This window comes from Streptomyces sp. NPDC016640, from assembly GCF_043076215.1.
GTDB lineage: Bacteria > Actinomycetota > Actinomycetes > Streptomycetales > Streptomycetaceae > Streptomyces.
Map to the genome: position 1 here is coordinate 376,452 of NZ_JBIBRG010000002.1, position 22,798 is coordinate 399,249.

The 22,798-nt window shown below is 70.5% G+C and carries 17 protein-coding genes; 16 read left to right on the forward strand and 1 reads right to left on the reverse strand.

All coding sequences use genetic code 11. The features are described 5' to 3' along the window. Positions 1 to 108: 108 nt before the first annotated feature. From tig to clpX, 4 genes are all read left to right on the forward strand, one after another. Positions 109 to 1,509 carry a trigger factor gene (gene tig, locus ACF07S_RS05300; RefSeq protein ID WP_391962162.1) on the forward strand — a complete coding sequence of 467 codons (1,401 nt, stop codon included), beginning with the start codon at positions 109 to 111 and terminating at the stop codon, positions 1,507 to 1,509. A gap of 350 nt (positions 1,510 to 1,859) precedes the next feature. After that, positions 1,860 to 2,468, forward strand: coding sequence for an ATP-dependent Clp protease proteolytic subunit (locus ACF07S_RS05305; protein ID WP_391962479.1), 609 nt, complete (start codon positions 1,860 to 1,862; stop codon positions 2,466 to 2,468). Between the two features lie 111 nt (positions 2,469 to 2,579). Beyond that, complete coding sequence (locus tag ACF07S_RS05310) at positions 2,580 to 3,260, forward strand: ATP-dependent Clp protease proteolytic subunit (RefSeq protein WP_391962161.1); 681 nt, start codon at positions 2,580 to 2,582, stop codon at positions 3,258 to 3,260. A 182-nt stretch (positions 3,261 to 3,442) separates the two neighbouring features. Further along, a complete protein-coding gene (clpX, locus tag ACF07S_RS05315; protein ID WP_391962160.1) occupies positions 3,443 to 4,729 on the forward strand; it encodes an ATP-dependent Clp protease ATP-binding subunit ClpX in 1,287 nt (428 codons plus the stop codon). A gap of 68 nt (positions 4,730 to 4,797) precedes the next feature. Here the strand turns inward: clpX and ACF07S_RS05320 are convergent, their stop codons facing one another. Next, complete coding sequence (locus tag ACF07S_RS05320; RefSeq protein WP_391973482.1) at positions 4,798 to 5,751, reverse strand: hypothetical protein; 954 nt, start codon at positions 5,749 to 5,751, stop codon at positions 4,798 to 4,800. Between the two features lie 138 nt (positions 5,752 to 5,889). Here ACF07S_RS05320 and ACF07S_RS05325 point away from each other — a divergent pair, with 138 nt between their 5' ends. The 12 genes from ACF07S_RS05325 to ACF07S_RS05380 all read left to right on the forward strand — a co-directional run bounded on the left by ACF07S_RS05325 (position 5,890) and on the right by ACF07S_RS05380 (position 22,612). After that, a complete protein-coding gene (locus tag ACF07S_RS05325; protein WP_391962158.1) occupies positions 5,890 to 8,514 on the forward strand; it encodes a valine--tRNA ligase in 2,625 nt (874 codons plus the stop codon). Between the two features lie 145 nt (positions 8,515 to 8,659). Beyond that, positions 8,660 to 9,700: an acyltransferase family protein gene (locus tag ACF07S_RS05330; RefSeq protein ID WP_391973483.1), complete on the forward strand. Its 1,041-nt coding sequence runs from the start codon at positions 8,660 to 8,662 to the stop codon at positions 9,698 to 9,700. 55 nt (positions 9,701 to 9,755) lie between these two features. After that, a complete protein-coding gene (locus ACF07S_RS05335) occupies positions 9,756 to 11,276 on the forward strand; it encodes a bifunctional folylpolyglutamate synthase/dihydrofolate synthase (protein WP_391973484.1) in 1,521 nt (506 codons plus the stop codon). Between the two features lie 6 nt (positions 11,277 to 11,282). Next, positions 11,283 to 11,633, forward strand: coding sequence for a DUF4233 domain-containing protein (locus ACF07S_RS05340; RefSeq protein ID WP_391962155.1), 351 nt, complete (start codon positions 11,283 to 11,285; stop codon positions 11,631 to 11,633). Positions 11,634 to 11,698: 65 nt separating this feature from the next. Further along, positions 11,699 to 12,112 carry a nucleoside-diphosphate kinase gene (gene ndk / locus ACF07S_RS05345; RefSeq protein WP_391962154.1) on the forward strand — a complete coding sequence of 138 codons (414 nt, stop codon included), beginning with the start codon at positions 11,699 to 11,701 and terminating at the stop codon, positions 12,110 to 12,112. A gap of 306 nt (positions 12,113 to 12,418) precedes the next feature. Next, positions 12,419 to 13,438 (forward strand): rod shape-determining protein, encoded by a 1,020-nt coding sequence (locus ACF07S_RS05350; RefSeq protein ID WP_391962153.1) that lies wholly within the window; start codon positions 12,419 to 12,421, stop codon positions 13,436 to 13,438. A 171-nt stretch (positions 13,439 to 13,609) separates the two neighbouring features. Next, positions 13,610 to 14,551, forward strand: coding sequence for a rod shape-determining protein MreC (mreC, locus tag ACF07S_RS05355; RefSeq protein ID WP_391973485.1), 942 nt, complete (start codon positions 13,610 to 13,612; stop codon positions 14,549 to 14,551). 14 nt (positions 14,552 to 14,565) lie between these two features. Further along, a complete protein-coding gene (gene mreD / locus ACF07S_RS05360; protein ID WP_391962151.1) occupies positions 14,566 to 15,234 on the forward strand; it encodes a rod shape-determining protein MreD in 669 nt (222 codons plus the stop codon). Between the two features lie 115 nt (positions 15,235 to 15,349). Next, on the forward strand, positions 15,350 to 17,686 hold the full coding sequence (gene mrdA, locus ACF07S_RS05365; RefSeq protein ID WP_391973486.1) for a penicillin-binding protein 2: 2,337 nt from the start codon (positions 15,350 to 15,352) through the stop codon (positions 17,684 to 17,686). Continuing rightward, positions 17,683 to 18,885 carry a rod shape-determining protein RodA gene (gene rodA, locus ACF07S_RS05370; protein WP_391962149.1) on the forward strand — a complete coding sequence of 401 codons (1,203 nt, stop codon included), beginning with the start codon at positions 17,683 to 17,685 and terminating at the stop codon, positions 18,883 to 18,885. Before mrdA ends, rodA begins: the two co-directional genes overlap by 4 nt. A gap of 72 nt (positions 18,886 to 18,957) precedes the next feature. After that, the gene (locus tag ACF07S_RS05375) at positions 18,958 to 20,538 is read left to right on the forward strand and encodes a CHAD domain-containing protein (RefSeq protein WP_391962148.1); all 1,581 of its coding nucleotides are present in this window, start codon (positions 18,958 to 18,960) and stop codon (positions 20,536 to 20,538) included. Positions 20,539 to 20,638: 100 nt separating this feature from the next. Continuing rightward, complete coding sequence (locus tag ACF07S_RS05380) at positions 20,639 to 22,612, forward strand: TIGR03960 family B12-binding radical SAM protein (RefSeq protein ID WP_391973487.1); 1,974 nt, start codon at positions 20,639 to 20,641, stop codon at positions 22,610 to 22,612. The last annotated feature ends 186 nt before the right edge of the window (positions 22,613 to 22,798 follow it).

Consider the following 22,798-nt stretch of genomic DNA (forward strand, 5'->3'; position numbering starts at 1 on the left):
AAGCTGCACGCCCGTGTGTCTCATCGTCTGAAGTCCTCCGGGCGGCGAATCGGCCGGACCGCTCTGGTCCCGGCAGAACCGAGAAGTCAGCCACAAGGAGACCGAACCGTGAAGAGCGCCGTGGAGACCCTGAACCCGACCCGGGTTCGGCTCACTGTCGAGGTGCCCTTCGAGGAGCTCAAGGACAGCCTCGACGCGGCGTACAAGAAGATCAACCAGCAGGTCACGGTGAAGGGCTTCCGCAAGGGCAAGGTCCCGGCCCGGGTCATCGACCAGCGGTTCGGTCGCGGTGCCGTCCTGGAGGAGGCGGTCAACGACGCCCTCCCGAAGTTCTACACCGACGCCGTCAACGAGGCCGAGCTGAGCCCGCTGGGCCAGCCCGAGGTCGATATCACGGAGCTGAAGGACGGCGAGACGCTGAACTTCACCGCCGAGGTCGACATCCGCCCGGCCATCGAGATCCCGGACTACTCCGGCATCGAGGTCGAGGTCGACGCCGTCGAGGTCACCGACGAGGACATCGAGAAGTCGGTCGAGCAGCTCCGCGAGCGCTTCGCCTCCACCTCCCCGGTGGAGCGCGCCGCCGAGGAGGGCGACGTCGTCACCATCGACCTGGAGGCCAAGGTCGACGGCGAGGTCCTGGAGGACGGCGTCGCCAGCGGCGTGTCCTACACCATCGGCTCCGGTGAGCTGCTGGACGGCATCGACGACGCCGTGAAGGGCCTGGAGACCGGTGGCGAGGCCACCTTCACCTCCGAGCTGAAGGGCGGCTCCGCGGCCGGCAAGGAGGCCGAGGTCACCGTCAAGGTCACCCAGGTCGCCGCCCGTGAGCTGCCCGAGCTGGACGACGAGTTCGCACAGCTCGCCTCCGAGTTCGACACCCTCGAGGAGCTGAGGGCGGACAGCCGCAAGCGCCTGGAGAACATGAAGCAGTACGACCAGGCCACGCAGGCCCAGGAGCGCGTCCTGGAGAAGCTGCTCGAGCTGGTCGAGGTCCCGGTCCCCGAGAAGCTGCTCGAGGACGAGATCAACACCCGCAAGCACAACCTCGAGCACCACCAGCTCGGCCAGATGGGCCTCGACCTCGCGAAGTACCTGGAGATCCAGGGCAAGACCGAGGAGGAGTTCGAGACCGAGACCCGCGAGGCCGCGGTCAAGGGCATCAAGACCCAGTTCGTGCTCGACGAGCTGGTCAAGCAGGAGAAGCTCAACGTCAACCAGGAGGAGCTCACCGAGCACCTCATGCGCCGCGCCGCCTCCTCCGGCATGTCCCCCGACCAGTTCGCGCAGGCCGTCGTCGAGCAGGGCCAGGTCCCGCTGCTCGTCGGCGAGGTCGCCCGCGGCAAGGCCCTGGCCGTCGTGGTCGAGAAGGCCACGGTCAAGGACACCAACGGCGAGGTCGTCGACCTCGACGACGAGGAGGACGAGGCGGAGACCGCCGAGGCCGCCACCGAGTCGCCCGAGGCCGAGGCCGGCGAGACCGCCGCCGAGGAGAAGACCGAGGGCTGAGCCTCGCGTCACCTCCGAAAGAGCATGTGACGGGCCCCGGGTACGTTTGTGACCCGGGGCCCGTTCCTCACCCCAGGGGCGCGGGGAACCGCGCGACCGGCCTCCCCCGGGCCGCAGCCGCCCACGCCCCGGCGGACCCGCGAGGAGAAGGCGCCCCGGGTGTCCCGCGGAGCACACCGCGCTACGCCCCCGGCGAACACCCCCGTTACCGGGATTCTCCGGCGCAGCCACCGCGTTAGGGTCCATGAATACGAGGGCAGTGGAGTCCCCGAACGGCTCCCGCCCCGCAGGGAAACGTGAGACGGCCCGGCGCCGTCGTAAGACGAGCAGGTGGATACGTGACGAATCTGATGCCCTCAGCCGCCGGCGAGCCTTCTATCGGTGGTGGCCTCGGCGACCAGGTCTACAACCGGCTGCTCAACGAGCGGATCATCTTCCTCGGCCAGCCGGTCGACGACGACATCGCAAACAAGATCACCGCACAGCTGCTGCTCCTTGCCGCCGACCCGGACAAGGACATCTACCTGTACATCAACAGCCCCGGCGGTTCCATCACCGCCGGCATGGCGATCTACGACACCATGCAGTTCATCAAGAACGACGTGGTGACGATCGCCATGGGCCTGGCGGCCTCCATGGGGCAGTTCCTGCTGAGTGCCGGCACGCCCGGCAAGCGTTTCGCGCTGCCCAACGCCGAGATCCTGATCCACCAGCCGTCCGCCGGTCTGGCCGGCTCGGCCTCGGACATCAAGATCCACGCCGAGCGGCTGCTGCACACCAAGAAGCGCATGGCCGAGCTGACCTCCCAGCACACCGGCCAGACGGTCGAGCAGATCACCCGCGACTCCGACCGGGACCGCTGGTTCGACGCCTTCGAGGCCAAGGAGTACGGCCTCATCGACGACGTCATCCCCACGGCCGCCGGTATGCCGGGCGGCGGCGGCACCGGGGCGGCCTGAGCGGCTCCAGGGAGCCCCTGCGGCCCCGTGGACGCCACCCGGCCCGCCCAGGGCCGGTGACCAGCCCCAGCAGCCCCAGCCGACCGCCTCAGCCCCTTTCCAGGAGACACTGTGAACGACTTCCCCGGCAGCGGCCTGTACGACCGTACGCGCGCCGAGTACACCGGCCCCGCGGCCGAGTCCCGCTACGTGATCCCGCGCTTCGTCGAGCGCACCTCCCAGGGCATCCGCGAGTACGACCCGTACGCGAAGCTCTTCGAGGAGCGCGTGATCTTCCTCGGGGTCCAGATCGACGACGCCTCCGCCAACGACGTCATGGCGCAGCTGCTGTGCCTGGAGTCGATGGACCCCGACCGGGACATCTCGGTCTACATCAACAGCCCCGGCGGCTCCTTCACGGCACTCACCGCGATCTACGACACGATGCAGTACGTGAAGCCGGACATCCAGACGGTGTGCATGGGCCAGGCGGCCTCCGCCGCCGCCATCCTGCTGGCCGCCGGCACGCCCGGCAAGCGCATGGCCCTGCCGAACGCCCGCGTGCTGATCCACCAGCCCTACAGCGAGACGGGCCGCGGTCAGGTCTCCGACCTGGAGATCGCCGCCAACGAGATCCTCCGCATGCGCACGCAGCTGGAGGACATGCTGGCCAAGCACTCCACCCGGCCGATCGACAAGATCCGCGAGGACATCGAGCGCGACAAGATCCTCACGGCCGAGGACGCGCTGCAGTACGGCCTGATCGACCAGATCATCAGCACCCGCAAGATGGACAACTCCAGCCTGCGCTGAGGCGGGGCGGAGAGTGAGGTCTGCCGCCTCTTGGCACGGTTTGGCACGGTCCACGTCAAAGTGAACCGTGCCAAGGGGGGCCCGGACGGGGGGCTCGGCAAGGTACCGTCGGACATAAGGCAGCACCAGGAGCCGCAGGGCGTTCGCGTCCAGGCGGCTCCCAGGCGAAGGGGAAGCACACCGTGGCACGCATCGGTGACGGCGGCGATCTGCTCAAGTGCTCGTTCTGCGGCAAGAGCCAGAAGCAGGTCAAGAAGCTCATCGCAGGGCCCGGTGTGTACATCTGCGACGAGTGCATCGATCTCTGCAACGAGATCATCGAGGAAGAACTCGCCGAGACCAGCGAGGTCCGCTGGGAGGAACTGCCCAAGCCGCGCGAGATCTACGAGTTCCTCGAGGGCTACGTGGTGGGGCAGGAGGCGGCCAAGAAGGCCCTCTCCGTCGCCGTGTACAACCACTACAAGCGCGTCCAGGCCGGTGAGAACGGCGGCGCCGCAAGCCGGGACGACGCCATCGAGCTGGCGAAGTCCAACATCCTCCTGCTGGGCCCCACGGGTTCCGGCAAGACCCTGCTGGCGCAGACCCTCGCCCGCATGCTGAACGTCCCCTTCGCGATCGCCGACGCCACGGCGCTCACGGAGGCGGGATACGTCGGCGAGGACGTCGAGAACATCCTGCTGAAGCTGATCCAGGCGGCCGACTACGACGTCAAGAAGGCCGAGACCGGGATCATCTACATCGACGAGATCGACAAGGTCGCCCGCAAGAGTGAAAACCCGTCGATCACCCGTGACGTCAGCGGCGAGGGCGTCCAGCAGGCCCTGCTGAAGATCCTCGAGGGCACCACGGCCTCGGTGCCCCCGCAGGGCGGCCGCAAGCACCCGCACCAGGAGTTCATCCAGATCGACACGACGAACGTGCTGTTCATCGTGGGCGGTGCCTTCGCGGGCCTGGAGAAGATCATCGAGGGCCGGGCGGGTGCCAAGGGCATCGGCTTCGGCGCGACGATCCGCTCCAAGCGGGAGATCGAGTCCAAGGACCAGTTCGAGCAGGTCATGCCGGAGGACCTGGTCAAGTTCGGCATGATCCCCGAGTTCATCGGCCGGCTGCCGGTCATCACCTCGGTCCACAACCTCGACCGCGAGGCACTGCTCCAGATCCTGGTCGAGCCGCGCAACGCGCTGGTCAAGCAGTACCAGCGCCTCTTCGAACTCGACGGCGTGGAGCTGGACTTCGAGCGCGAGGCGCTGGAGGCCATCGCCGACCAGGCCATCCTCCGCCAGACCGGCGCCCGCGGCCTGCGCGCCATCATGGAGGAAGTCCTCCAGGGCGTCATGTACGAGGTCCCGTCCCGCAAGGACGTCGCCCGCGTGGTCATCACGGCGGACGTGGTCCTGTCCAACGTCAACCCCACGCTGATCCCGCGCGACGCGCGCGGCCGGGGCTCGGGGGAGCAGAAGACGGCGTGACCGCCGCGGCGGCGGCGAGGTGAAGGGGGCCCCGGTCGACCGGGGCCCCCTTCACCTCGCCGGAGTCGTCAGGCCTTCACACGGACCTCGTCGCGGAGCTTGGTGGTGATGTCCGCGGCGGCGTCCTTGGTGATGTCCTTGGTGTTGTCACCGGGGGAGACGATCGCGATGGTGCTGTAGTCGGCCCAGGCGCAGAACCAGTTGGTCGTTTCCTTCTGGGTGAGGTCGTTGGTGCCCTTGCCCGCCTGGCACTTCATGACCGCGCCGTCCATGTCGACCGACTCCGGCTCGCCGACCAGTTCGGACATGAGCCCGTTGCCCGAACTCTTGCCGGTCTCCTTCTTGATGGAGGCGAAGATCTTGTCGAGCGCCGCCTCCGGGTCCTCGACCTCACCGTAGGCGCCCATGAGCGACACCCCCTTGGCCGCCAGCAGCTCGGCCTGGTCGGGGAGGGTGGTGGGGTCCTGCGGGTCGTAGCCGCTGAAGTCGGCCGTGGAGTACTGGACACCGACGGACTTGCCGTTCTTGACGCCGCCCTCGGCGAGGTCGTCCACGGTGCTGGAACTGGAGTCCTCGCCCGCCTCGCCGACGCGGGTGTACTCGCCGAGCACCTTCTGCGGCGCCGACAGCTTGTGCGCCCCGTCGTCCTCCAGGCCGCCGCCCGCGCCGCCGCCCCCGCCGATCACGAAGTACGCGCCCACGCCGATCGCGGCCACGACCGCCACCGCGCCGATGATGATCCCGGCCTTCTTGCCGCCGCCCGACGCCGGGGGCTGGGGCGGCATGCCGTACGGGGGCTGACCGTAGGGCGGCTGCTGGCCGTACGGCGCCTGCTGCGGCGGGACGCCGGGGCCGGGCTGCTGCGGGTAGCCGTAACCGGGCTGGCCGGGCGGGGGAGCCTGCTGCGGGTAGCCGTAGCCGGGCTGCGGAGCCTGCGGCTGCTGACCGTAAGGACCCGGCTGGCCGTACGGCCCGGGCTGCTGGGGCTGCCCGCCGTACGGGCCCGGCTGGTTGTAGCTCATTACGGGGTTCCCCCTCCAGATGCCTGTGTACTGCTGACATCCTGACCCAGGCATGACGGGTCCCGGCCACCGGGTGCCGCACCGTTACAAAGCAAACGCGTTTCGGGACCGGGTGGTGACACCTCTAAACTGACCCCCGTGACCGAGAACACTCAGCAGCCGCAAGCAGCGCCCACGACCGAACTGCCGACCCAGTACGCGCCGGCCGACGTAGAGGGGCCGCTGTACGAGCGCTGGGTGGAGCGGGGTTACTTCGAGGCCGACGCCAGGAGCGACAAGCCCCCGTACACCGTCGTCATCCCGCCGCCGAACGTCACGGGCAGCCTGCACCTCGGGCACGCCTTCGAGCACACCCTCATCGACGCCCTGACCCGCCGCAAGCGCATGCAGGGCTTCGAGACGCTGTGGCAGCCCGGCATGGACCACGCCGGCATCGCCACGCAGAACGTCGTCGAGCGGGAGCTGGGCAAGGAGGGCAAGTCCCGGCACGACCTCGGCCGCGAGGCGTTCGTCGAGCGGGTCTGGCGGTGGAAGGGCGAGTCCGGCGGGCAGATCGGCGGGCAGATGCGGCGCCTGGGCGACGGCGTCGCCTGGTCGCGTGAGCGCTTCACCATGGACGAGGGCCTGTCGAAGGCCGTCCAGACCATCTTCAAGCGGCTCTACGACGACGAGCTGATCTACCGCGCCGAGCGCATCATCAACTGGTGCCCGCGCTGTCTGACCGCGATCTCCGACATCGAGGTCGACTACCAGGACGACGACGGCGAGCTCGTCTCCATGAAGTACGGCGACGGGGACGAGACCATCGTCGTCGCCACCACCCGCGCCGAGACGATGCTCGGTGACACGGCCGTCGCCGTCCACCCCGAGGACGAGCGCTACCGGCACCTCGTCGGCAGGCTCGTCAAGCTGCCGCTGACGGACCGTTCCATCCCGGTCGTCGCCGACGAGCACGTCGACCCCGAGTTCGGCACGGGCGCGGTCAAGGTGACCCCGGCCCACGACCCGAACGACTTCGAGATCGGCCGGCGCCACGACCTGCCGTCCCTCACGGTGATGGACGAGCACGCCGTCATCACCGCCCACGGCCCCTTCCAGGGCCTGGACCGCCTCGAGGCGCGCTCCGCCATCGTCGCCGCGCTGCGCGCCGAGGGCCGGATCGTCGCCGAGAAGCGGCCCTACGTCCACTCCGTCGGCCACTGCTCGCGCTGCAAGACCACCATCGAGCCGCGCCTGTCCATGCAGTGGTGGGTCAAGGTCGGCCCGCTGGCGAAGGCCGCCGGTGACGCGGTCCGTGACGGCCGGGTCAAGATCCACCCGCAGGAGATGGAGAAGCGGTACTTCGACTGGGTCGACAACCTCCACGACTGGTGCATCTCGCGGCAGTTGTGGTGGGGCCACCGCATCCCGGTCTGGTACGGCCCGGACGGCGAGGTCGTCTGCGTCGGACCGGACGACGAGGCCCCCGTCGGGGAGGGCTGGCACCAGGACACCGACGTCCTGGACACCTGGTTCTCCTCCGGCCTGTGGCCGTTCTCCACGCTCGGCTGGCCCGAGCGGACGGAGTCGCTCGCGAAGTTCTACCCGAACTCCGTCCTGGTCACCGGCTACGACATCCTCTTCTTCTGGGTCGCCCGGATGATGATGTTCGGCCTGTACGCGATGGACGGCACCCCGCCGTTCGGCACGATCGTGCTGCACGGCATGGTCCGCGACCAGTTCGGCAAGAAGATGTCGAAGTCCTTCGGCAACGCGGTCAACCCGCTGGACTGGATGGACGAGTACGGCTCCGACGCCCTGCGCTTCACGCTCGCGCGCGGCGCCAACCCGGGCGTCGACGTGCCGATCGGCGAGGACTGGGTCCAGGGCTCGCGCAACTTCGCCAACAAGGTCTGGAACGCCACCCGCTTCGCGCTGATGAACGGCGCGACGGTCCGGGGCCCGCTGCCGGACGCGTCGGCGATGTCGTCCACCGACCGCTGGATCCTGTCCCGGCTGAACTCCGTCGTCGCCGAAGTCGACGCGTACTACGAGGACTTCCAGTTCGCCAAGCTGTCGGACGCGCTGTTCCACTTCGCCTGGGACGAGGTGTTCGACTGGTACGTCGAGCTGTCCAAGACGACGTTCCAGGCGGGCGGCGAGCCGGCCGAGGTCAGCAAGCGGGTCCTCGGCGAGGTCCTCGACGTCACGCTGCGGCTGCTGCACCCGGTGGTCCCGTTCGTCACCGAGACGCTGTGGACGACGCTGACCGGCGGCGAGTCGGTGGTCGTCGCGGACTGGCCGCAGGACAGTGGCTTCCGGGACGCCGGTGCCGAGCGGGAGATCGAGACGCTCCAGTCGGTGATCACCGAGGTCCGCCGGTTCCGCGCCGACCAGGGTCTGCAGCCCGGTCAGCGGGTCCCGGCCCGGCTGGCGCTCGGCGCCACGGCGCTGGCCCCGCACGAGCCGGCGATCCGGCAGCTGCTGCGGCTGCAGCCGGAGGGCGACGCGTTCACGGCCACGGCGACGCTGCCGGTGGGCGGTGCCGAGGTCGCGCTGGACCTGTCCGGCGTGATCGACGTGGCCGCGGAGCGCAAGCGGCTCGCCAAGGATCTCGCCGCCGCCGAGAAGGAGAAGGCGCAGGCGACGGCGAAGCTCGGCAACGAGGCGTTCCTGGCGAAGGCGCCGGACCACGTCGTGGACAAGATCCGCACCCGCCTGGCCAAGGCGGAGGAGGACATCGTCCGCATCGGGACCCAGCTGGAGCGCCTGCCCAGCGCCTGAGGGCCGGCACCGCCACCCCGCGGCCCCCGACCGGAGACCTCCCGGCCGGGGGCCGTTCACGTCGCGGTGGGCAGCGCGTAACCCGCCCGCGTCATCCTGCGGCTTTGCCCACCGCCAGGCCCATGCCGTCAGGAGCACCCCCACGATGCCCCGAACCGCGACCCCGACCGCCGCTCAGCCCGCCGCGCGGGGCGGACCAGGCCGGGAGCGGCGGTACGACATCGACCTGCTGCGCGTCGTCTGCACCGCCGCCGTCGTGCTGGTGCACGCCTCCGCCGAGTTCATCGACGCCGGCCACCGCACGACCGGTGTCCTCGGCGACTCGGTCAGCCGGTTCGCCGTGCCCGCGTTCTTCGCGATGGCCGGGTGGGCGGCCCTCGCCGGTTCGCCGGTGCGCGGCGACGCCCAGCTCCTCACCCGGCTCGCCCGGATCCTGCGCCCGATGGCGGTGTGGACGGCGCTCTACCTCCTGTGGCAGTACGTGTCCGGGCCGTCCCCGAACGGCGGCGCCGAGGAGGCGGTACGGGCTCTCTTCGGCTCCGTGGAGGCCGCCTTCCATCTCTGGTACCTCTACGCCTACGTGCCGCTCCTCCTGCTCCTCGGCGTCGCCGCGCTCGTCCTCCAGCGCCACGCCACGCCCCGCCGTTCGCTGCTGCTGCTCGCCGCGTTCGCCGTCGCGCCGGCGGTCGTCGGGGACGCGCGGACCCTCACCGGGCTGCCGCTGCCCGGGTGGGACTGGAGCGTGTCGCTGTCCTCGCTGGGTTACGCGGTGGCGGGCGCCGCCCTGCTCGCCGCCCGGCGGCGCGGCCCGCGCCCGCTGTGGGCCGCGGGTGTGGCGGTCGCGCTCGTCGCCCTCACCCTGTACCAGTTCACCGTGCGGCACCCCGCCGCGTACGGGAGCGTGGCGGTGGCCGCGCTGACCTTCACCGTGCTCGGCGCGGTGGGAGGGGTGCGGGTGCCGGAGAGGGCGCGGGCGGTGCTGGGACGGCTGTCGGACGCGTCGTTCGGCACGTACCTGGTGCATCTGCTGTTCGTGATGCTGCTGGTCAGGCCCGTGGCGGAGAGGGTGCCGCACGGGTTCGCGGCGCCCGTGGCGCTGGCCGTGACGGCAGTGGCCGCCGCCGCGCTGTCCTTCGCCGCGAGCGTCCTGTGGGGGCGGCTGGGGATGCGGAGATGGCTCGGCTGACGCCCGGCCCGGGGCCTGCCGGGCGCCGCCCCGGCCGCTCCGTAGACTGGGTGCCGTGAGCAAGCGCCCAGAATCACCAGGTCCCGATCCGGACGACACCTTCGACGAGTTCGCGGAGCTCGTCGAGGAGGAGACCCGACGCGACCCCGACCTGGCGGTGATCGAGGCCGGCAGCCGCACCCTGCGCACGCAGGGCGGGCCGCCGCGGGGGGACGTGCCCGCGCGCCCCGAGGACCCCGAGGTCGACAAGGCCCTGCGCGAGGTCGAGGCGGAGCTCGCCGGCCGCTGGGGCGAGACCAAGCTGGAGCCCTCGGTCGGCCGCATCGCCGCGCTGATGGACGTGCTGGGCGAGCCGCAGCGCACGTACCCCTCGATCCACATCACCGGCACCAACGGCAAGACCTCCACGGCCCGCATGATCGAGGCGCTGCTCGGCGCCTTCGATCTGCGCACCGGCCGGTACACCTCGCCGCACGTGCAGTCGGTCACCGAGCGCATCAGCCTGGACGGCGCCCCGGTCTCCGCCGAGCGGTTCGTCGAGACGTACCGCGACATCAAGCCCTACGTCGAGCTGGTCGACTCCCGGCAGGAGTACCGGCTGTCCTTCTTCGAGGTGCTGACCGCCATGGCGTACGCCGCCTTCGCCGACGCGCCCGCGGACGTGGCCGTCGTCGAGGTCGGCATGGGCGGCAGCTGGGACGCGACCAACGTGATCGACGCGGGTGTCGCCGTGGTGACGCCCATCGACCTCGACCACACCGACCGGCTCGGCACCACGCCCGCCGAGATCGCCACCGAGAAAGCCGGCATCATCAAGCGGGGCGCGACGGTGGTCATGGCCCAGCAGCCGGTGGACGCGGCGCAGGTGCTGCTGAAGAAGGCCGTCGAGACGGATGCGACGGTGGCCCGGGAGGGTCTGGAGTTCGGCGTCGTCGCCCGGCAGGTCGCGGTCGGCGGCCAGTTGGTGACGCTGCGCGGACTCGGCGGCGAGTACGAGGAGGTGTACCTCCCGCTGCACGGCGCCCACCAGGCACACAACGCGGCCGTGGCGCTCGCCGCCGTGGAGGCGTTCTTCGGCGTCGGCGCGCAGCGCGACGGGAAGCTCGACATCGACATGGTGCGCAAGGCCTTCGCCGCCGTCTCCTCCCCGGGCCGGCTGGAGGTCGTCCGGCGTTCGCCGACCGTCGTCCTGGACGCCGCCCACAACCCGGCGGGCGCGCGGGCGGCGGCCGAGGCGGTCGGGGAGGCGTTCCAGTTCAGCCGGCTCATCGGCGTCGTCGGCGCGAGCGGCGACAAGGACGTGCGCGGGCTGCTGGAGGCGTTCGAGCCGGTCTTCGCCGAGATCGTCGTCACCCGCAACTCCAGCCACCGCGCGATGGACGCCGACGAGCTCGCCGCGGTCGCCGTCGAGGTGTTCGGCGAGGACCGGGTCCAGGTCGAACCGCGGCTGCCCGACGCCCTGGAGGCCGCGATCACGCTGGCCGAGGAGGAGGGCGAGTTCGCCGGCGGCGGTGTGCTCGTCACCGGGTCCGTCATCACCGTCGGCGAGGCCCGACTGCTGCTGGGGAAGGGCTGAGATCCCGTGCGTACGCTCTGCGCCTCGACGCTGATCGGCGAGTTCTTCATCATCGGTTTCGCCGGGCTGGTCGCCATGAAGGACCCGGACATGTCCACCGGCACGGTGTGGACGGTCTGCGGCGTCGCGATGTTCCTGTGCGTGGCCCTGTGCGGGGTGATCACGCGGCCCGGCGGTGTCGCCCTCGGCTGGGCGCTGCAGATCGCCCTCGTCGCCTCCGGTGTCTTCGTGCCGATGATGTTCTTCATGGGCGTGGTCTTCGCGCTGCTGTGGTGGGCATCGGTGCACTTCGGGCGGAAGGTGGACGAAGCCAAGGCCCGTTTCGCCGCTCGGGCCGACCAGCCTGACAGTGCGTGACAGGTGCCCCGACACGCCCGGTAACCTCGTGTCCCCGCACCACTTCACGCACAAGGAGCCCCGTCGTGACCCAGCGCACCCTCGTCCTGCTCAAGCCCGACGCGGTCCGTCGCGGCCTGACCGGCGAGATCATCGGCCGTATCGAGCGCAAGGCCGGCTGGCGGATCACCGCGCTGGAGCTGCGCACCCTGGACCAGGACACGCTGGAGCAGCACTACGGCGAGCACAAGGGCAAGCCGTTCTACGAGCCGCTGGTGGAGTTCATGGCCTCCGGCCCGGTCGTGGCGATGATCGTCGAGGGTGAGCGGGTCATCGAGGGACTGCGCCAACTGGCCGGTCCCACCGACCCGATCGCCGCCGCGCCGGGTTCGATCCGCGGTGACTTCGGGGTGATCGTCCGGGAGAACCTGATCCACGCCTCGGACTCCGAGGAGTCCGCCGGACGCGAGGTGAAGATCTTCTTCCCGGGGCGCGCGTAAACTCGCGCATAACGATCACGTCGCGGCCGCGTACAGCGCCTTTGGCCGCCATCTCGGATGGTCTGGGGGCTTTGCCCCCGGACCATTTTTGACATATGCGTGTCGTTCGGGGGAACGGATGCCCCCGATTGCCCGTCTCCACAAGCAGCGGGACACGCCGTCTGATGACAATGGCGAAGACCCTCGCGCGGTGTTCGCGACGGCGCGTCTACGATGGAAGCCATCACGTCACCGCACCCACCTCGCCGACCTGAAAAGCCCTCAAAAGCTCGTGGGAAGGCCAGACGAATCTCGATGGGGAACTCAATGTCGTTCATCGGCCGTGACATGGCTGTCGACCTCGGGACCGCCAACACGCTGGTGTACGTCAGGGGTCGCGGGATCGTGCTCAACGAGCCGTCCGTCGTGGCGATCAACACCAACACCGGCGGCATCCTCGCGGTCGGCGCCGAGGCGAAGAAGATGATCGGGCGCACGCCCGGCAACATCGTCGCCGTGCGCCCGCTGAAGGACGGCGTGATCGCCGACTTCGAGATCACCGAGCGGATGCTCCGCTACTTCATCCTGAAGATCCACAAGCGGCGGTACCTGGCCCGCCCGCGGGTCGTCGTCTGTGTGCCCTCGGGCATCACCGGAGTGGAGCGCCGCGCCGTCATCGAGGCGTCGTCCCAGGCCGGCGCCCGCCAGGTGCACATCATCGAGGAGCCCATGGCGGCGGCCATCGGCTCCGGCCTGCCGGTCCACGAGGCCACCGGCAACATGGTGGTGGACATCGGCGGCGGCACCACGGAGGTCGCGGTCATCTCCCTCGGCGGCATCGTCACCGCCCAGTCCATCCGCGTCGCGGGTGACGAGCTGGACAACGCGATCATCCAGCACATCAAGAAGGAGTACTCCCTCCTGCTGGGTGAGCGCTCCGCCGAGCAGATCAAGATCACGATCGGTTCGGCGTACGACCTGGAGTCCGACGAGCACACCGAGATCCGCGGGCGGGACCTCGTCTCCGGACTGCCCAAGACGGTGGTCATCTCCGCAGCCGAGGTGCGCAAGGCGATCGAGGAGCCCGTCAACGCCATCGTGGACGCCGTCAAGACGACCCTCGACAAGTGCCCGCCGGAGCTGTCCGGCGACATCATGGACCGGGGAATCGTTCTGACCGGCGGCGGAGCCCTGCTGCGCGGACTCGACGAGCGGCTGCGCCGGGAGACGGGCATGCCGATCCACATCGCCGAGGACCCGCTGGACAGCGTGGCGCTCGGCTCCGGCAAGTGCGTCGAGGAGTTCGAGGCGCTCCAGCAGGTGCTGGACGCCCAGCCGCGCAGATGACACGACTCCCCGACTCCGCCGTACGGGACGTTCTCCTCCCGTACGGCGGATCGCTGGTATCGGGACACAGGCTCTCCCGTACCATCCCGGAAACCCGGCGCACACCGCCGGACAACCGAACACACCGATAGCTCGTATCCGTTCTCGACGAGGAAGGCACGGCCGCCGCACGTGAGGGACACACGAGAGAGCCGGCTGCTCCTGGTGCTGCTGATCGCCATCGCGTTCGCACTGATCACGGTGGACATCCGCGGCGGGGAGGACTCACCGGTCGACGGTGCCCGGCAGGCCGCGGCGACCGTCTTCGGCCCGATCGAGAACGGCGTGTCCGGCGCGGTCGACCCGATCGGCAACGCCGTCACCGCGGTCCGCGAATCCGGCGAGCGGCACGACCGGCTCGCCGAGCTGGAACGGCAGAACGCCGCGCTCAAGGCCGAACTCGGCAGCGACGACCGCAACCGCAGCCGGCTGACACAGCTCGACAAGATGCTGAGAATCGCCGGCGGGGGCCAGTACGGCATCAAGGGCGCCCAGGTCATCGCCATAGGAGCGGCCCAGGGCTTCTCCTGGACCATCACCATCGACGCCGGCGCCGACGACGGCATCGAGCGCGACATGACCGTCCTCAACGGCGACGGCCTCGTCGGCCGCGTCACCACCGTCGGCCCGGACACCGCCACCGTGCTGCTCGCCACCGACCCCGACTTCACCGTCGGCACCCGCATGGAGGCCGGCGACGAACTCGGCTTCGCCTCCGGCCAGGGCGACCGCCCGCTGCGCGTCGAACTGCTCAACGGCAAGGCCGAGGTCAAGAAGGGCGACCGGCTCGTCACCTTCGGCTCGCAGGCCGACAAGCCGTTCGTGCCCGGCGTCCCCGTCGGCATCGTCTCCCGCGTCGACCCCTCCGGCGGCGACCTCACCCGCACCCTCTACGTCACGCCCTACGTCGGCTTCAGCAAGCTCGACATCGTCGGCGTCGTCGTCCGGACCCCCGAGAAGGACCCGCGCGACACGGTGCTGCCCAGGAAGCCCGAGCCGACTCCCGCCCCGACCGTGACGGTGACCGTCACCCCCTCCGCCCCTGCCGACGGCCAGTACCAGCAAGAGCAGTAGGAGCTGTCACTTCCATGCGCGTCAACCGGATCCTGCTCTCCAGCTCGCTGATCGTCGTCGCCCTCGTGGTCCAGGTGAGCGTTCTCGCCCGCCTCCACCTCCCGGGCGCCGTCCCCGATCTGCTGCTGCTCACCGTCCTCGGCCTCGCCCTGGTCTACGGCCATGTCGGCGGCGCCCTCGTCGGGTTCGCCGCCGGACTCCTCGCCGACCTCGCCCCGCCCGCCGACCACGCCGCCGGCCGCTACGCCCTCGTGCTGTGCGTCATCGGCTACCTCGCCGGACTCGTCAAACCCGAGAGCGGACAGGTCAGGTCGGCCACCGGCCCCATGGTCGTGGTGGTCGCCGCCGCCCTGGGATCCACCCTGCTCTACGCCGGTGTCGGCGCCCTCGTCGGTGACACCGCCGCCCGCCATGTCGGCCTCGGCGGACTGCTGTTCACCGCAGCCCTGTACGACCTGCTGCTCGCCCCGTTCGTCGTCCCCGCCGTCATGGCCTTGGCCCGGCGCGCCGAGAACGATCCGCTCGCCGAGACCAACTCCGCCGGCTCCGGCGACATCTCCTCCGGCTGGCTCTCCGGCGGCACCGGACTGCGCGTCGGCGGCCGGCGCAACGGACTGCGGGTGAAGGCGGCCCGGGCCCGGGTGGCCCGCGCCGGACGCATCAAGGGGGTCAAGCGCCTGTGACCCTCCACAACTTCACCGGAACGAGTGAACGACGCCGGAACCCCGGCCCACCGACCGGCCGTTCCCCACGCGTACCCGCATACGCGCACGCACTCCGAGAGGGGGAGGAAACCGCGTGACCAACATCCCCGAGACCGGCCGCAGTCCACGCGTCCAGATCCGGCTCGTCGTCATCCAGGTCCTCGTCGTCTCCCTCCTCGGCACCCTCGGCGGACGCCTGTGGTACCTCCAGATCCGCGAGGGCGACCACTACGCGAAGGAAGCCTCCGGCAACCACGTCCAGCAGGTCGTCCAGCCCGCCGTCCGCGGCTCCATCCTGGACGCCCGCGGCGTGGCCCTCGCCGACAACGAGACCCGCCTGGTCGTCTCCGCCTCCCGCACCGACCTCCTGAAGATGAAGGACGACGGCAAGGCGGTCCTCACCAAGCTCGCCGGAGTCCTCGGCATGACCCCCACGGAGGTCATGCAGAAGGTCCGGCTGTGCGACGCCGAGACCCCCCAGCCCTGCTGGAACGGCTCGCCGTACCAGCCCATCCCCATCACCGACGAGGCCACCGCCAAACAGGCCCTGCAGATCCGCGAACGCGCCGAGGACTTCCCCGGCATCACCGCCGAGCCCCAGGCCCTGCGCCGCTACGCGAGCCCCGGCAAGGCCAACACCGCCCAGGTCCTCGGCTACCTCTCACCCGTCACCGACGAGGAGATCCAGCAGGCCCAGGACACCAGTTCGCCCTACCTGCGCTCCGACATGGTCGGCCGCTCCGGACTGGAGCGCCAGTACGACAAGCAGCTGCGCGGCAAGGCAGGCGTCACCCGCTACGAGGTCGACAACCTCGGCCGCGTCATCGGCAAGGCCGAGGACGACCCCGCCCGGCCCGGAGCCAACCTCGTCACCAGCATCGACTCCCGCGTCCAGCGCATCGCCGAGTACGAGCTGAACGAGGCGATGAAGGCCGCCCGCAAGGAACACGACCGCAACACCAACCGCACCTACGAGGCCGACTCCGGCGCCGTCGTCGTCATGGAGTCCAGGACCGGCCGCGTCGTCGCCATGGCCTCCAACCCGACCTACGACCCCAACGCCTGGGTCGGCGGCATCTCCGCCAAGGACTACGCCCGCCTCACCGGCAAGAAGTCCAACTACCCGCTGCTCAACCGCGCCATCCAGGGCCAGTCCGCACCCGGCTCCATCTTCAAGGTCATCCCGACGGCCGCCGCCATCAACGCCGGATACTCCTTCGAGGGCCCCTACAACTGCTCCAGCTCGTACTCCATCGGCGGGCAGGTCTTCAAGAACTTCGAGTCGCAGAACCACGGCCCGATCAGCCTCGGCCGCGCCCTGGAGGTCTCCTGCGACACCGTCTTCTACAGCCTCTCCCACCAGGAATGGAAGCGCGACGGAGGCAACAAGCCGAAGAAGAACGCCAACGACTGGTTCTACAGGACCGCCCACCAGTTCGGCCTCGGCGAGGAAACCGGCATCGACCTGCCCAACGAGGTCACCGGCCGCGTCCCCGACCGCCAGTGGAAGCGGGACTACTGGACGGCCAACAAGGACGCCTGGTGCAAGTCCGGCAAGAAGGACGGCAGCTACGTCGAGCGCATCGCCTACGAGAACTGCCTCGAAGGCAACCGGCTGCGCGCCGGTGACTCCGTCAACTACTCCATCGGCCAGGGCGACACCCTCGTCACCCCCATCCAGATGGCCACCATCTACGCGGCCATCTCCAACGGCGGCACCCTCTACGACCCCACCGTCGGCAAGGCCGTCATCAGCCCCGACGGCAGGACGGTCACCGAGATCGAACCCCGGTCGCACGGCAAACTGCCCATGTCGAAGAAGACCCTCGGCCAGATAGACGCAGCCCTCGAAGGAGTCGCCACCCGCGGTACGGCCGCGTGGCGGTTCGGGGGCTGGCCACAGGACGAGATCCCGATGCACGCCAAGACCGGTACCGCCGAGGTCCACGGCAAGCAGACCACCTCATGGTTCGCCACCTACACCGAGGACTACTCGATCGTCATGACGATCTCCCAGGGCGGCACCGGCTCCGGCGCCTCGGGCCCCGCCGTGCGCAACATCTACAACGCCCTGTACGGCGTCTCCGCGGAGGGCGAGATCGACAGGAAGAAGGCGCTGCTGCCCACGCCGCAGAAGAACCTTCCCCAGGTCCGCGCGGACGGCACCATCAAGTCCCCCAAGGTCTCCAAGGACCCCGTCAAGGACCGGGCGACCCCCTCACCCGACGCGGGGGCCACCGCCCCCCAGGACGGCCGGGACGCCCCCGCCGACCCCCAGCAGACGGGCACGGCCCCCTCACCGGAGACCGGCGACCGCGACACCCGCCGCCGCGAGCGACGACGGGGCGGCGGACCACGCCACGACGAGGGCCGGCCCCGCCGCGCCCACCGCCGGCGCGGCGGCACCGGCACCCGGAGGACCGCGTCATGACCGGCGGCGTCAACAGCTTCCAGGTCTCCGGATACGGACCGGAACGGGCCGGCTGGACCCGGGTCTTCGCCCGCGACTCCCTGGCCCGCCGACTCGACTGGCCGATACTGCTCTCGGCCATCGCCCTGTCCCTGCTGGGCTCGCTCCTGGTCTACTCGGCCACCCGCAACCGCACCGAACTCAACCAGGGGGACCCCTACTACTTCCTGGTCCGGCACTGGCTGAACACCGGCATCGGACTGGTCCTGATGATCGGCGCCGTCTGGCTCGGCCACCGCGTCCTGCGCACGGCCGTCCCCCTCCTCTACGGCGCCTCCGTCCTCCTGATCCTGCTGGTGCTGACCCCCCTGGGCTCCACCATCAACGGCGCCCACTCCTGGATCAAACTCCCCGGCGGCTTCTCCCTCCAGCCCTCGGAGTTCGTGAAACTCACGATCATCCTCGGCATGGCCGTGCTGCTCGCCGCCCGGGTCGACGCGGGCGACAAGCCCTACCCCGACCACCGCACCGTCCTGCAGGCCCTCGGGCTGGCCGTGGTCCCCATGCTGATCGTGATGCTCATGCCCGACCTCGGATCGGTCATGGTCATGGTCGTCATCGTGCTCGGCGTGCTGCTCGCCTCCGGCGCCTCCAACCGCTGGGTCTTCGGCCTCCTCGGCGCCGGCGCGGCCGGCGCGATCACCGTCTGGCAGCTCGGCATCCTCGACGAATACCAGATCAACCGCTTCGCCGCCTTCGCCAACCCCGAACTCGACCCCGCCGGCGTCGGCTACAACACCAACCAGGCCCGCATCGCCATCGGCTCCGGCGGACTGACCGGCTCCGGCCTCTTCCACGGCTCCCAGACCACCGGCCAGTTCGTGCCCGAGCAGCAGACCGACTTCGTCTTCACCGTCGCCGGCGAGGAACTCGGCTTCATCGGCGGCGCACTGATCATCACCCTGCTCGGCGTCATCCTCTGGCGCGCCTGCCGCATCGCCCGCGACACCACCGACCTGTACGGCACCGTCGTCGCCGCCGGCATCGTCGCCTGGTTCGCCTTCCAGGCCTTCGAGAACATCGGCATGACCCTCGGCATCATGCCGGTCACCGGCCTGCCCCTGCCCTTCGTGTCCTACGGAGGCTCGTCGATGTTCGCCGTATGGCTCGCGGTGGGCCTGCTGCAGTCCATCCGGGTACAGCGGCCGATGTCCGCCTGACCACCCCGCCGAACCGCACCGGTGCGGAGCGACCCCCTGCCGCTCCGCACCCCGCCCGGCTAGATTCGGGTCATGGCGGACATCAAGCGAGAGATCGAGCGAAAGTACGAGTCCGAGGAGAACGGGCTGCCGGACCTGACCGGCGTCCCCGGCGTCGCGTCCATCCGCGACCGGGGAGTCGCCCACCTCGACGCCACCTACTACGACACCGCCGACGAGCGGCTCGCCGCGGCGTCCCTCACCCTGCGCCGCCGCACCGGAGGCTCCGACGCCGGCTGGCATCTGAAATTCCCCGTCGCACCGGGCGTACGGGACGAGATCCGGGAACCGCTCTCCGACACCGTCCCCGGCCGCCTCGCCGCGCTCGTCCGCTCCCGCGTCCGCGACAGGGACCTCCAGCCCGTCGTCCGGCTGCGCTCCGAACGCGACGTACGCCACCTGGTCGACACCGACGGGGGCCTGCTCGCCGAGATCAGCGTCGACACCGTGGACGCCGAACGGCTCACCGGTGACGGCGGCACGGCCCGGTGGACCGAGATCGAGGTCGAACTCGCCGACGGCGGCGACCCCGCCTTCCTCGACACGGTGGACGAACACCTGCGCGAGGCCGGGCTGCGCCCGTCGAAGTCGGCGTCGAAACTGGCCCGGGCCCTGGCCGAGACCGCACCGGACACCACCCGCGCCCACGGACGGGCGGCCCACGGACCGGCGGCCCCCGCACCGGCGACCGCACCCGCCGCCGCGCCGAAGAAGAAGCGCACGACACGAGCGGTCGGCACCCCCGTCACCGCCGGCGACCACGTCCTCGCCTACGTCCGTGCCCAGCGGGACGCCCTCGTCGAACTCGACCCCGCCGTCCGCCAGGACGTACCCGACTCCGTACACCGCATGCGGGTCGCCACCCGCCGCCTGCGCAGCACCTTCCGCTCCTTCGGCACCGTCCTCGCCCGCGCCACGACCGACCCGGTCGGCGCCGACCTGAAATGGCTGGCCGCCGAGCTGGGCCGGGACCGCGACCAGGAGGTACTCGCCCACCGCCTCGGCTCGGCCCTGGACGACCTGCCCGCAGCCCTCGTCTCCGGCCCCGTCGCCGGCCGGCTCACCGCCTGGTCCGACGCCGGACACAGGGGCGCACACAGCCGCCTCAACGGCATCCTCGACTCCCGCCGCTACCTCACCCTGCTCGACACCCTGGACGCCCTGCTGGCCGACCCGCCGCTGCGCGGGAAAGCCTCGGCCGACCCCGCGGGACCGCTCGCCAAGGCCGTACGCAAGGACTTCGGCAAGGTCGCCGACCTCGTCGGCCAGGCCCTCGACCTCCCGCCCGGCCGGAACCGCGACATCGCCCTGCACGAGGCCCGCAAGAAGGCCAAGCGCACCCGGTACGCGGCCGAGGCCGCCGCCCCCGCCCTCGGCAAACCCGCCAAGGCACTGATCAAGTCCATGCAGTCGCTGCAGAGCCTGCTCGGCGACCACCAGGACAGCGTCATGGCCCGCCTGACCCTGCGCGAGCTGGCCGCCGTCGCCCACGCGGCGGGCGAGAGCGCCTTCACCTACGGAGTCCTCCACGGCCGTGAGGAACGCCGCGCGGAACTCGCCGAGGCCGCTCTCCCCAAGGCCTGGACCACGATCAGGAAGGACACCGCCCTCTGATCGGCGTACGGGGAACCCGTTCGGCCGCGTTAGTCTGGATGGTCACCCGCCCCCAGCCATCGGCCGGGGGACCTCCAGCCAGCACACGAAGGTGCGCGAGATGCCTGCCGAAGCCGCCGAGTCTGTGAAATCTGTCTTTCCGCAGCTCGAAGCTCTGCTCCCGCATGTGCAGAAGCCGATCCAGTACGTCGGCGGAGAGCTCAACTCCACGGTCAAGCCGTGGGACAGCTGCGACGTCCGCTGGGCGCTCATGTACCCCGACGCGTACGAGGTCGGACTGCCCAACCAGGGCGTCATGATCCTCTACGAGGTCCTCAACGAGCAGGACGGCGTCCTCGCCGAGCGCACCTACAGCGTCTGGCCGGACCTCGAGGCGCTGATGCGGGAGCACCGCGTCCCGCAGTTCACGGTCGACAGCCACCGCCCGGTGAAGGCCTTCGACGTCTTCGGCCTGAGCTTCTCCACCGAGCTCGGCTACACCAACATGCTCACCGCCCTGGACCTGGCCGGAATCCCGCTGGAGGCCAGGGACCGCGGCCTGGACGACCCGATCGTCATCGCCGGCGGCCACGCCGCCTTCAACCCCGAGCCGGTCGCCGACTTCATCGACTGCGCGATCGTCGGCGACGGCGAGCAGGCCGTGCTGGAGGTCACCCGGATCATCCGCGCCTGGAAGGAGGAGGGCCGCCCCGGCGGCCGCGAGGAACTCCTTCTGCGCCTGGCCAGGACCGGCGGGGTGTACGTCCCCGGCTTCTACGACGTCGAGTACCTCCCCGACGGCCGTATCGCCCGCGTCGTGCCGAACCGGTCGGGCGTGCCGTGGCGCGTCTCCAAGCACACGGTGATGGACCTCGACGAGTGGCCCTACCCCAAGCAGCCCCTCGTCCCGCTCGCCGAGACGGTCCACGAGCGCATGTCGGTGGAGATCTTCCGCGGCTGCACCCGCGGCTGCCGCTTCTGCCAGGCGGGCATGATCACCCGCCCGGTGCGCGAGCGTTCGATCACCGGCATCGGCGAGATGGTCGACAAGGGCCTGAAGGCGACCGGCTTCGAGGAGGTCGGCCTCCTCTCCCTCTCCTCCGCCGACCACTCGGAGATCGGCGACATCGCCAAGGGCCTGGCCGACCGCTACACGGAGGACAAGGTCGGCCTCTCCCTCCCCTCCACCCGCGTCGACGCCTTCAACATCGACCTGGCCAACGAGCTGACCCGCAACGGCCGCCGCTCCGGCCTGACCTTCGCCCCGGAGGGCGGCTCGGAGCGCATCCGCAAGGTCATCAACAAGATGGTCTCCGAGGACGACCTCATCCGGACCGTCTCCACCGCCTACGGCAACGGCTGGCGCCAGGTGAAGCTGTACTTCATGTGCGGCCTGCCCACCGAGACCGACGACGACGTCCTGCAGATCGCCGACATGGCCACCCGGGTGATCGCCAAGGGCCGCGAGGTCTCCGGCTCCAACGACATCCGCTGCACGGTCTCCATCGGCGGCTTCGTCCCCAAGCCGCACACCCCCTTCCAGTGGGCGCCGCAGCTGAGCGCCGAGGAGACCGACGCCCGCCTCGCCAAGCTGCGCGACAAGATCCGCGGCGACAAGAAGTACGGCCGCTCCATCGGCTTCCGCTACCACGACGGCAAGCCCGGCATCGTCGAGGGACTGCTCTCCCGCGGCGACCGCCGCATCGGCGCGGTCATCCGCGCCGTCTACGAGGACGGCGGCCGTTTCGACGGCTGGCGCGAGCACTTCTCCTACGACCGCTGGATGGACTGCGCCGACAAGGCCCTCGCCCAGTTCGGCGTCGACGTCGACTGGTACACCACCCGCGAGCGCACCTACGAGGAGGTCCTCCCCTGGGACCACCTCGACTCGGGCCTCGACAAGGACTGGCTCTGGGAGGACTGGCAGGACGCCCTCGACGAGACGGAGGTCGAGGACTGCCGCTGGACCCCGTGCTTCGATTGCGGCGTGTGCCCTCAGCTGGACACCTCCATCCAGATCGGCCCGACCGGCAAGAAGCTGCTGCCCCTGACGGTCAAGGACGCGGCGCCGGCGCCGAGCGGCCACGCGCACTGACACCGGAGCGGGTCCGGGAGGCGGTTCCGGACCCGCGCCCGGCTCGCGGCCCGGTCGCCCGGCCCTGCCGGACGGGGGTCACGGCGTGCTGGTCCTCCGGTGTCCCGGGACCGGGGCAGCCGCCGTCGTCACCACGCCGGCCCCGGTCGGTTGCGCTGCACAACGAAGCGGAGAAGCGGGGGCGCC